This is a genomic window from Citrobacter sp. wls613, from assembly GCF_005281195.1.
Lineage (GTDB): Bacteria > Pseudomonadota > Gammaproteobacteria > Enterobacterales > Enterobacteriaceae > Citrobacter > Citrobacter gillenii.
Genome location: NZ_SZXN01000010.1, coordinates 72,040 through 83,550, shown reverse-complemented (window position 1 = coordinate 83,550; position 11,511 = coordinate 72,040). Strand labels below are relative to the sequence as shown.

General features: G+C 54.3%; 10 protein-coding genes. 3 read left to right on the top strand and 7 right to left on the bottom strand.

The genetic code is table 11. From position 1 onward, the window contains the following. Window positions 1-53 precede the first annotated feature (53 nt). Genes hemG through pepQ form a run of 4 tightly spaced genes read right to left on the bottom strand, consistent with a single transcriptional unit; the run spans window position 54 to window position 4,046 of the window. Complete coding sequence (hemG, locus tag FDX01_RS02185; RefSeq protein ID WP_096758895.1) at window positions 54-599, bottom strand: menaquinone-dependent protoporphyrinogen IX dehydrogenase; 546 nt, start codon at window positions 597-599, stop codon at window positions 54-56. 11 nt (window positions 600-610) lie between these two features. Beyond that, on the bottom strand, window positions 611-2,062 hold the full coding sequence (trkH, locus tag FDX01_RS02180; RefSeq protein ID WP_115259827.1) for a Trk system potassium transporter TrkH: 1,452 nt from the start codon (window positions 2,060-2,062) through the stop codon (window positions 611-613). Window positions 2,063-2,100: 38 nt separating this feature from the next. Beyond that, entirely contained in the window at window positions 2,101-2,715 is a 615-nt protein-coding gene (locus FDX01_RS02175) for an IMPACT family protein (protein WP_137399145.1), read from the bottom strand. Then, window positions 2,715-4,046 (bottom strand): Xaa-Pro dipeptidase, encoded by a 1,332-nt coding sequence (pepQ, locus tag FDX01_RS02170; RefSeq protein ID WP_096758898.1) that lies wholly within the window; start codon window positions 4,044-4,046, stop codon window positions 2,715-2,717. Before pepQ ends, FDX01_RS02175 begins: the two co-directional genes overlap by 1 nt. 189 nt (window positions 4,047-4,235) lie before the next feature. Here pepQ and fadB point away from each other — a divergent pair, with 189 nt between their 5' ends. Then, window positions 4,236-6,425, top strand: coding sequence for a fatty acid oxidation complex subunit alpha FadB (gene fadB, locus FDX01_RS02165; RefSeq protein WP_117343801.1), 2,190 nt, complete (start codon window positions 4,236-4,238; stop codon window positions 6,423-6,425). A gap of 9 nt (window positions 6,426-6,434) precedes the next feature. After that, on the top strand, window positions 6,435-7,598 hold the full coding sequence (gene fadA / locus FDX01_RS02160; RefSeq protein ID WP_117343800.1) for an acetyl-CoA C-acyltransferase FadA: 1,164 nt from the start codon (window positions 6,435-6,437) through the stop codon (window positions 7,596-7,598). A gap of 183 nt (window positions 7,599-7,781) precedes the next feature. On the opposite strand, the gene fre is transcribed toward fadA, so the two are convergent. Both fre and ubiD read right to left on the bottom strand, forming a co-directional pair. Then, on the bottom strand, window positions 7,782-8,483 hold the full coding sequence (gene fre, locus FDX01_RS02155) for an NAD(P)H-flavin reductase (protein ID WP_137399144.1): 702 nt from the start codon (window positions 8,481-8,483) through the stop codon (window positions 7,782-7,784). Window positions 8,484-8,523: 40 nt separating this feature from the next. Next, the gene (gene ubiD, locus FDX01_RS02150) at window positions 8,524-10,017 is read right to left on the bottom strand and encodes a 4-hydroxy-3-polyprenylbenzoate decarboxylase (protein ID WP_096758902.1); all 1,494 of its coding nucleotides are present in this window, start codon (window positions 10,015-10,017) and stop codon (window positions 8,524-8,526) included. Window positions 10,018-10,221: 204 nt separating this feature from the next. On the opposite strand from ubiD, the gene rfaH reads away from it, so the two are divergent. Next, complete coding sequence (rfaH, locus tag FDX01_RS02145; RefSeq protein WP_115259830.1) at window positions 10,222-10,710, top strand: transcription/translation regulatory transformer protein RfaH; 489 nt, start codon at window positions 10,222-10,224, stop codon at window positions 10,708-10,710. Between the two features lie 7 nt (window positions 10,711-10,717). On the opposite strand, the gene tatD is transcribed toward rfaH, so the two are convergent. Further along, window positions 10,718-11,500, bottom strand: coding sequence for a 3'-5' ssDNA/RNA exonuclease TatD (gene tatD, locus FDX01_RS02140; protein ID WP_115259831.1), 783 nt, complete (start codon window positions 11,498-11,500; stop codon window positions 10,718-10,720). Window positions 11,501-11,511: the final 11 nt, after the last annotated feature.

The window sequence follows — 11,511 nt, the reverse complement described above, 5'->3', positions numbered from 1 at the left end:
ACAAGGGGAAATTCAAAATAATTTTCCGAGTGCGTATTTTTTATTCTTTACGTTTATTTTAACGACGCTTTGTTGGTTAATTGGGCTATTTCTCGCGCAAAACTCGCAACCTGTTCCCAATCGGTATAGACCACTTCTTTATTCGTATCCGTTTCGCCACCGGACATCTTCATAATCAGTTGGATCATGACGCGGTCATACCAACGATAGCGAGGATAAAGCAGTGCGCCAGCGATCACCGCGCTACGATCGGGTCGCCACGGCGAGCTCATCAGAAACTTGCGCGCATAGCTGTTGGTTTGCGGGGTACGTTTTTCCGGCTTACGGGCAACCAGATTAACGGAGTAGAACGCACTCGGCATCGCGTTCAGCCGCGTAGCGTGCTTCTTCACAAACGTCTGAAAAGCAGAATGGTAGTGACCGTAGCGAATCGAGGCACCGATCACCACGCTGTCATAGTGCTGCCAGTCAGGCTCTTCGGTGCGGTGCAGATTCATAACATCCGCCCAGATGCCCAACTCTTTGAGCTCAGAAGCCAGATACTCGGCGATTTCGCGCGTTTGTCCATCCCGGGAAGAAAAAAGAATCAGTGTTTTCACGTGTTACTCCATTATTCACGCCAGAAGGTAGGGGTAAAGAGTACCAGCAGAGTAAAGACCTCCAGACGACCAAACAGCATATTGGCAATCAGGATCCATTTCGCCACCGGGTTCATACTGGCAAAGTTGTCGGCAACCACACCCAGCCCTGGCCCCAGGTTATTCAGTGTCGCGACAACGGAAGCAAATGCAGAGAAGTCATCCACGCCGGTCGCGATAATCGCCAGCATACTGATAATAAAGACCAGCGCATAGGCCGAGAAGAATCCCCATACTGCTTCGAGGATACGTTCTGGCAGTGCACGGTTACCTAGCTTAATACTGTAAACCGCGTTCGGGTGGACCAGGCGCTTCAGCTCACGGTTACCCTGCTTGAACAGCAGCAGAATACGAATCACCTTCAAGCCACCGCCCGTTGACCCGGCACAGCCACCAATAAAGGCAGAACACAGCAACAGCACGGGCAGGAACAACGGCCAGCGAGCAATACTGTCCGTGGTGAACCCCGCGGTGGTCGCCATCGACACCACCTGGAAAAAGGCTTGATTGATTGTCGTTAGCGCCGAACCGTAGGTATTGTGGATCCACAATACCAGCGTACAGATAGCCACCAGCGTCAGCTGTACCCCAATGAACATCCGAAATTCCGGGTCGCGCCAATAGACCTTCAGACTACGCCCGCTTAATAAAGAGAAGTGCAGGCCATAGTTACACCCGGAGATCAGCAGGAAGATTGCAATAATTGTGTTGATAGTCGGACTATCGAAATAGCCCACGCTGGCGTCATGCGTTGAAAAGCCGCCGATAGCAATGGTCGCAAAGCTGTGACCGATAGCGTCAAACGCAGGCATGCCGGCAAACCACAGCGCCAGCGCACAGGCCACTGTCAGCAATACATAGATAAGCCACAGGGTTTTCGCCGTTTCGGCAATACGCGGACGCATTTTATTGTCTTTCAGCGGCCCTGGCATTTCTGCCCGGTAAAGCTGCATACCGCCGACGCCAAGAATGGGCAGAATAGCCACCGCCAGCACGATGATCCCCATCCCGCCAAACCATTGCAGCATTTGACGATAAAAGAGAATCGCATGTGGTAATGAATCCAGCCCCACCAGCGTGGTTGCGCCCGTCGTGGTTAAGCCGGAGAAGGATTCGAAAAACGCATCGGTGATCGTGAGGTTTGGACTTTCAGCAAAGATAAACGGTAGCGCACCCACGCTGCCCAGCACGGTCCAGAACAAGACCACGATAAGAAACCCTTCGCGGGATTTCAGCTCGCCCTTTTCTTTACGGTTCGGCCACCACAGCATGGAGCCAATCGCCAGCGCGACAAAGAAAGTTTGCGTAAATGCACGACCCGCCCCATCACGGTAGATAAGCGCTACCAGTCCGGGGATGATCATTGTCCCCGAGAATAAGATGACCAGTAGTCCAACGATTCGGGTAATGGCGCGAAAATGCATCTCTGCCGCTTCCTTAGTTCTTTAAAATGAGGTGGGGATTATTCTTCAATCGCTAACAATTGCAATGAACCTCGACTAAAATCCGCCAGCCTTGCTGAAAATTCATTCACTTTCGTGTAAGGAAGCGCTACCCGTAGCTGAACGAATGCCTGGTAATCACTGGCTATGATTTTACCGTCGAACTGCCCCAACAGTGCTTCAATACCTGCCAGTTGGCCGTACTCACACTGCAAAGTATATTCGGTAAGCGGCGTCTTGCGCTGCGTTGTTAATTGCCGCAATGCCTGGCTCACCCCACCACCGTAGGCTTTGACCAGTCCACCTGTACCGAGAAGAATACCGCCGTAGTAGCGCACCACCACCGCGGTAATCTCGCCGACGCCACTGCCCATTAGCTGCGCAAGCATCGGTTTACCTGCCGTCCCCGCCGGTTCGCCGTCGTCCGAAAAGCCCAGCTGTTGCGAGTCATCCGGTGCACCCGCTACCCACGCCACGCAATGGTGGCGGGCGTCCGGATGCTCTTCCCTGACTGACTCGACAAACGCTTTTGCCGCCTCTACGCCGTCCGTGTGGGCGAGCAACGTAATGAAGCGGCTTTTTTTGATCTCTTCAACGACGCTAACCGGCGCCGCAGGGATTAACCAACTGTCCATTACGCCAGTTTCAAATCCCGGGTCATGTTTTCGATATGATTCTCATGGACGACCACGTTGTCTTCAATACGAATACCACCGAACGGCTTCAGCGCGTCAATCTTCTGCCAGTTGAAATGTTTGCTGAATTGCCCTTCACGCCACGGCGCTAACAGGGATTCGATAAAGTAAATGCCCGGCTCAATGGTCAGGACCATGCCCGGTTGCAGCACGCGAGTGCAGCGCAGGTACGGATACTTCGACGGTGCGGCAAGATGCGTACCGCTGTCATCCTGCATAAAACCAGCGACATCATGCACCTGTAATCCCAGCGGGTGACCAATACCGTGCGGCATAAACGGCCCGGTAAGATCGTTTTCCACCATCGCCTCTTCACTCATGTCGGTGATGATTTGATGTTTACGCAGCAGCTTCGCGATGCGCTGATGGAACTGAATGTGATAATCCACATAGTTGACACCCGCTTTCATGGTTGCAATCAGCGCCAGTTCTTCTTCATTAACGTCTTTCACCAACTGTGCATAGTCGTTGTCGCTTTTCGCCGACCAGGTCCGCGTCAGGTCTGCCGCATAGCCGTTATATTCCGCCCCGGCATCCAGCAGGAAGCTGCGGAATTCTGATGGCGGTTGATGATCCAGCTTGGTGTAATGCAGTACAGAGGCATGTTCGTTAAGCGCGACGATGTTGCTGTAAGGCACGTCGGTATCGCGATGCCCCGTGGCTGTCAGGTACGCCAGGTTGATGTCGAACTCGCTCATCCCTGAACGGAACGCTTCTTCGGCTGCACGGTGTCCACTTACCGCCATTTTCTGCGCTTCGCGCATGCAGGCCAGCTCGTAATCGGTTTTATACGCACGGTAATAGTGAAGATAGTCGATCACCCCTTTCGGGTTGATGTTGCTGGCAGCAATGTCCAGCTGCAGCGCACGTTCCGGTACCGGGCCGATGTACCCGATATTGCCGCGGGCAGCAGGCAACTGGCTACCAATACCGTCGGCTTTTGGCAACGCAATGATTTCAACTTCTTCGGTCCAGAAAGAGGTCGGCAGCGGCTCAACGTTGTGCCAGTAATCCACCGGCAGGTAGAACCACAACTTAGGCTTATTAACGCCATCTACCAGCAACCAGCAGTTGGGAACCTGCGTGACGGGTACCCAGGCTTTAAACTGCGGATTGACCTTGAACGGATACGGATGGTCGTCGAGAAAAACGTTAACCAGCTCACCGGAGTGAATAAGTAACGCATCCAGCTTAAAACGCGCCAGCGCATCGCGGGTCCGTTCCTGTAAGGTAACAATATGATTTTTATAGAGTGCGGCCAGTGATTCCATTATTTACCCTTCTGTTTTTTTGACCTCAAGTCTCCGCATCTTAGCACATCGTCCTGTGACTGCGTGATTTCTGCCGAGCGTGATCGGCCCGTCATTTCTTTAATCATTCGTTTGCATTTTATTAACATAAAACACACACTTCGATTCATCTGGTATGACCAGATCACCTTGCGGATTCAGGAGACTGACATGCTTTACAAAGGCGACACCCTGTACCTCGACTGGCTGGAAGATGGCATCGCCGAACTGGTGTTCGATGCCCCTGGCTCAGTCAATAAACTCGACACGGCAACCGTAGCCAGCCTTGGCCATGCGCTGGATGTGCTGGAGAAACAACATGATTTAAAAGGGCTGCTGCTGCGTTCTAACAAAGCAGCCTTTATTGTCGGTGCCGATATCACCGAATTCCTTTCACTGTTCCTTGTTCCTGAAGAACAGCTAAGCCAGTGGCTGCACTTTGCCAACAGCGTCTTTAATCGCCTGGAAGATCTGCCTGTCCCAACCCTGTCTGCGGTCAACGGCTATGCGCTGGGTGGCGGCTGCGAGTGCGTCCTGGCGACCGACTACCGTCTGGCAACCCCGGACCTGCGCATCGGTCTACCGGAAACCAAGCTTGGCATCATGCCGGGCTTTGGCGGTTCCGTGCGTATGCCACGCATGCTGGGTGCAGACAGCGCGCTGGAAATCATTGCCGCAGGTAAAGACGTCGGTGCCGAGCAGGCACTGAAAATCGGTCTGGTTGATGGCATTGTGAAGCAGGAAAAACTGCTCGAGGGCGCAATGGCGGTACTGCGTCAGGCAATCAACGGCGACCTCGACTGGCGGGCCAAACGCCAACCAAAACTGGAGCCGCTGAAACTCAGCAAAATTGAAGCGGCCATGAGCTTTACCATCGCCAAAGGCATGGTTGCGCAGACGGCAGGGAAACATTACCCAGCCCCGATCACCGCCGTGAAAACGATTGAAGCTGCCGCCCGCTTTGGTCGTGAAGAAGCGCTGAACCTGGAAAACCAAAGTTTTGTCCCGCTGGCGCACACCAATGAGGCGCGTGCGCTGGTCGGTATTTTCCTCAACGATCAGTACGTCAAAGCGAAAGCGAAAAAACTGACGAAGGATATTGAGACACCGAAGCAAGCCGCAGTTCTGGGCGCAGGCATTATGGGTGGCGGTATAGCCTACCAGTCTGCCTGGAAAGGCGTGCCGGTTATCATGAAAGATATCAACGATAAATCGCTGACGCTGGGCATGACCGAAGCCGCCAAGCTGCTGAATAAGCAACTTGAGCGCGGCAAGATCGACGGTCTGAAGATGGCGGGCGTGATTTCCACCATCCAACCAACCCTCGACTACACCGGCTTTGAGCGCGTGGACGTGGTGGTGGAAGCGGTTGTTGAAAATCCAAAAGTGAAAAAAGCGGTGCTTGCAGAGACCGAAGATAAAGTGCGCCCGGATACCGTGCTGGCGTCAAACACGTCTACCATTCCGATTAGCGAACTGGCCAGCGTTCTGAAGCGCCCGGAAAACTTCTGTGGCATGCACTTCTTTAACCCGGTGCACCGGATGCCGCTGGTTGAGATCATCCGCGGTGAGAAAAGCTCGGATGAAACCATCGCTAAAGTCGTCGCCTGGGCAAGCCTGATGGGCAAAACGCCGATTGTGGTCAACGACTGCCCTGGCTTCTTTGTAAACCGCGTGCTGTTCCCCTACTTCGCCGGTTTCAGCCAGTTACTGCGCGACGGCGCGGACTTCCGCAAAGTCGATAAGGTGATGGAGAAACAGTTCGGTTGGCCAATGGGTCCGGCGTATTTACTGGACGTAGTCGGTATTGATACTGCACATCACGCGCAGGCAGTGATGTCCGCAGGCTTCCCGCAGCGGATGCAGAAAGATTATCGCGACGCGATCGATGCCCTGTTCGATGCCAGCCGCTTTGGACAGAAAAATGGTCTCGGGTTCTGGCGTTATAAAGAAGACAGCAAAGGCAAGCCGAAGAAAGAAGAGGATGCTGCGGTCGATGGCCTGCTGGCAGACGTCAGCCAGCCGAAGCGCGATTTCAGTGATGACGAGATTATCGCCCGCATGATGATCCCGATGGTCAACGAAGTGGTGCGCTGCCTGGAAGAAGGCATCATTGCCAGCCCGGCGGAAGCCGATATGGCACTGGTTTACGGTCTCGGCTTCCCTCCGTTCCACGGCGGTGCGTTCCGCTGGCTGGATACGCTCGGCAGCGCCAAATACCTCGATATGGCGCAGCAATACCAGCACCTCGGCCCACTGTATGAGGTGCCGGAAGGATTGCGTAATAAAGCGCGTCATAACGAACCGTACTATCCCTCGGTTGAGCCTGCCCGCCCGGTTGGCGACCTGAAAACGGCTTAAGGAGTCACAATGGAACAGGTTGTAATTGTTGATGCGATCCGTACCCCGATGGGCCGTTCGAAAGGGGGCGCGTTCCGTCACGTGCGGGCAGAAGATCTCTCCGCACATTTAATGCGTAGCCTGCTGGCGCGGAATCCAGCGCTTGAGCCCGCGGCTCTCGATGACATTTACTGGGGTTGCGTACAACAGACGCTGGAGCAAGGGTTCAATATCGCCCGTAACGCCGCACTGCTGGCGGAAGTCCCACACTCCGTCCCGGCTGTCACCGTCAACCGCTTGTGCGGTTCATCCATGCAGGCCCTGCACGATGCGGCGCGCATGATTATGACCGGCGATGCTCAGGCTTGCCTGATTGGCGGCGTGGAGCATATGGGTCACGTGCCAATGAGCCACGGCGTAGATTTTCATCCGGGAATGAGCCGCAACGTGGCAAAAGCCGCGGGGATGATGGGCCTGACGGCGGAAATGCTCTCTCGTATGCACGGTATCAGCCGTGAAATGCAGGATGCCTTCGCCGCACGTTCACACGCTCGCGCCTGGGCTGCCACCCAGTCTGGCGCATTTAAAAATGAAATCATCCCGACTGGCGGTCACGATGCCGACGGCGTGTTGAAACAGTTTAACTACGACGAAGTGATCCGTCCGGAAACCACCCTCGAAGCGTTGTCTACCCTGCGTCCGGCGTTTGATCCGGTTAGCGGTACGGTCACTGCCGGTACCTCTTCCGCGCTTTCCGACGGTGCCGCTGCTATGTTGGTAATGAGCGAGGGCCGTGCCCGCGAACTGGGCCTGACGCCGCGCGCGCGCATTCGCTCAATGGCGGTGGTCGGTTGCGATCCGTCAATCATGGGTTACGGCCCGGTTCCAGCCTCAAAGTTGGCGCTGAAAAAAGCTCGGCTTTCCGTCAGTGACATCGGTTTGTTTGAAATGAACGAAGCCTTTGCTGCGCAGATCCTGCCATGCATTAAAGATCTGGGCTTGATGGAGCAGATTGACGAGAAGATCAACCTCAACGGCGGTGCGATCGCCCTGGGCCACCCGCTGGGATGTTCCGGTGCGCGTATCAGCACCACCCTGCTGAACCTGATGGAGCGTAAAGACGTGCAGTTTGGTCTGGCGACGATGTGTATTGGGTTGGGTCAGGGTATCGCTACGGTATTTGAGAGAGTGTAATCACAGAGTGCCGCATCTTGTAGGCCGGGCAAGCGAAGCGCCCCCGGCAACGATGCCGGATGGCGACGTAAAAAACGTCTTATCCAGCCTACAAAATGTTATCTCAAAGCCATTGGTGCCAATGGCGAAGAGAGAAGGTTTAGTTGCCGTTCTTCCCGCCTGTCAGGGGCGGGTTTTTTATTTTTAAATAAAAGCGAACGCATCACCAAACAGACGATCTTCACGCGCCTGACGCTCATTACAGAACAGATCGCGCGCGATTTTTGCCATCTCAAAACGCCCGGCAATGTAGATGTCATGCTCAGCCAGCGTGCCGTGATCCTGCAATACTGCCGTTAGTACGGTACCCGTACGACCACGCCAACCTTCTTCAGGCTGTTCGACCACGGGCTCAACGCGCAGGTTCGGGTGATTAACAGACAACGCTTCCAGTTCACCGAGATCGTAGAGATGCTTCTCTTCACGCCCGCCCCAGTAAATCGTCACGTCACGGTTTGGGTTGCGCGCCAGCGCGGTCAGTAAAATCGAGCGCGCATAAGAGAAGCCGGTGCCGCCAGCAATCAGGATCAGCGGTCGTTCTTCATCGTCACGCAGCCAGGCTTCGCCGTGCGGGATATCCACGTTGATTTCTCGATCCTGGAGAATGCGATCCATGACGGCCATCGCATACAGGTTAAGCTCAGAGGCACCCACGTGCAGCTCAATGAACCCGTGCTCATCCGGCGTTGAGGCCATGGAGAACGGACGCTTATCTCGTTCATCCATCACGACCATTAAATACTGACCAGCACGAAAGGAAAACGCCGCGTCTGGCACTAAACGGACGCGATATACGGTGTCAGTGATAGCTTCTACCGAGGTCACTTTACAGCTTAAGGTTGTCATGCGCTCTCTCTGTCGGATCAATAGGCAAAACGATCGCGCCTCAGGCGCTTTTGCCGTCATTAAAGATGGCCAGCTCATCCCAAATTGCGTCAATGCGCGCAGTCACTTCGGGATCTTTTTTAATCGGACGTCCCCATTCACGTTGGGTCTCACCCGGCCATTTATTGGTAGCATCCAGGCCCATTTTTGAACCAAGGCCGGAGACCGGCGAGGCAAAATCCAGGTAATCTATCGGTGTATTCTCTACCAACACCGTATCCCGGGCCGGGTCCATACGAGTGGTAATCGCCCAAATCACATCATTCCAGTCACGTGCGTTGACATCGTCATCGCAGACAATAACAAATTTGGTGTACATAAACTGTCGTAAAAACGACCAAACGCCCATCATGACGCGTTTGGCATGACCGGCGTACTGTTTTTTGATCGTGACAACCGCCAGTCGATACGAACAACCTTCCGGCGGCAGATAAAAATCGACGATTTCCGGGAACTGCTTTTGCAGAATCGGCACAAACACTTCGTTCAGCGCCACGCCCAGCACGGCAGGTTCATCGGGTGGACGCCCGGTGTAGGTGGAGTGATAAATAGCATCTTCACGCTGGGTAACGTGCGTGACGGTGAAGACCGGAAAGCTATCCACTTCATTGTAGTAACCCGTATGGTCGCCGTACGGACCTTCCGGCGCTAACTCCCCCGGCTCGATGTAGCCTTCCAGCACGATCTCTGCGCTGGCTGGGACTTCGAGATCGTTGGAAATACATTTGACCACTTCGGTCTTGGTACCGCGCAACAGTCCGGCAAACGCGTATTCCGATAACGTGTCAGGTACCGGCGTTACCGCGCCCAAAATCGTTGCCGGATCGGCCCCCAGCGCTACCGCAACTGGAAAACGCTCACCAGGATGGGCTGCACACCACTCCTGATAATCAAGCGCGCCACCACGATGGGAAAGCCAGCGCATAATAAGCTTGTTTTTGCCGATCAGCTGCTGACGGTAGATGCCCAGATTCTGCCGTTCTTTATGCGGGCCACGCGTCACGGTGAGCCCCCAGGTGATCAGCGGGGCGGCATCTTCCGGCCAGCAGGTCATGATGGGAATACGGTTGAGATCGACGTCATCGCCTGACGCGATTTTTTGCTGACAAGGTGCACCGCGCAGCCGTTTGGTCGGCATATTCAAAACCTGCTTGAACTGCGGCAGCTTATCAAACAGATCGCGGAACCCTTTTGGCGGCTCCGGCTCTTTCAAAAACGCCAACAGTTTACCCACTTCCCGCAGCGCAGAGACATCTTCTTGTCCCATCCCCATGGCAACACGCTTAGGCGTGCCAAACAGGTTGCACAGCACCGGCATCGAATAGCCTTTAGGGTTCTCAAACAACAACGCAGGCCCGCCCGCACGCAGCGTGCGATCGGCAATTTCAGTGATTTCCAGATGAGGATCCACTGGAAGCGTAATGCGTTTGAGCTCACCCTGCTGTTCAAGCAGCGTCAGGAAGTCGCGTAAATCGTTATATTTCATGGCGTCCATTGTGGCCTCTTCGTAAGCGCCTCATTATACGGCGTTCATCATTGCGATGCTGTATTTTTGTTAAATTAGCGTGAACTCTGGCGGTACATCCAAGCGCAGGGATTATATACCCAATGCGTTTCGGGTTGCGTTGAGGCGGGTATAATTAACTTAGTGCATGGCTTTTGTTATGCTTACGCTCAGAACAAGCGGATAAGAGTTATTATGCAAGCCTGGTATTTACTGTACTGCAAACGCGGGCAACTTCAGCGTGCCCAGGAACACCTGGAAAGACAGGCCGTGAGCTGCCTGACGCCCATGATCACCCTGGAAAAAATAGTGCGTGGAAAACGTACTACAGTCAGTGAGCCACTTTTCCCTAACTACATGTTTGTCGAATTCGACCCGGAAGTGATCCACACCACCACCATCAATGCCACGCGTGGCGTCAGCCATTTCGTCCGCTTTGGTGCAACACCCGCAACAGTTCCGTCTTCCGTTATTCACCAGCTTTCCATCTACAAACCAGAAGGGATTATTGACCCTGAAACCCCGTATCCAGGAGATAGCGTGATTATCACCGAAGGTGCATTTGAAGGGCTGAAGGCAATTTTCACCGAACCAGATGGCGAGGCACGCTCCATGCTGCTGCTTAACCTGCTGAATAAAGAGGTTAAGCAGAGCGTGAAAAACACCGGTTTTCGCAAAATCTAAATCCGCTTCAGAAGGTGACTTCGAAGAGTGTCCTGACATTGGCGTCGATAGCGGCTGCCAGGCGCTGAGGATCGTCTCCACGCCAGTGCGCAATACGCTCAAGAATGTGCGGCAGGTGCGCAGGTTCATTACGACGTGAAGCCGGTTTCGGAGTTAAATCGCGGGGGAGTAAATAAGGGGCATCGGTTTCGATCAGGAGCCTTTCCACCGGGATAAACGGCAGCAGTTCCCGAAGTTCCATGCCCCGACGCTCATCGCAGACCCATCCGGTGATGCCAATATACAGCCCCCTGTCTACGCAGTCCTGCATCTCCTGGCGTGAGCCGGTAAAGCAGTGCAATACAGCGCCTGGAAGGCTGTCCAGCCAGGGTTCGAGCAGCGTCAGAAAACGGTCATGTGCGTCGCGGCAATGCATGAAAACCGGCATCTGCAACTCAGCGGCGATACGCAGTTGTGCCTCAAACGCCCGCTCCTGCTCCTGCGGCGTGGAGAAATTGCGATTGAAATCCAGCCCACATTCACCAATGGCGACCACTTCAGACTGGTTTGCCAGCGCCACAATCGCCTCTTCCGTTGAGGGTTGCCATTGACTACTGTCATGCGGGTGAACACCCGCAGTGGACCAGCAATGTGGATAATGCTGTGCCAGTTTTAACGCCTGCTGGCTTTCGTGCAGGTTAGTTCCGGTCAAAAGCATGCCATTTACGCCGGCAGCAAAGGCACGCGCGACAACCTCATCCCTGTCTTTTGCAAATTGCGTACTGGTTAGATTAACGCCAATATCAAACATGCTTCCTCCCA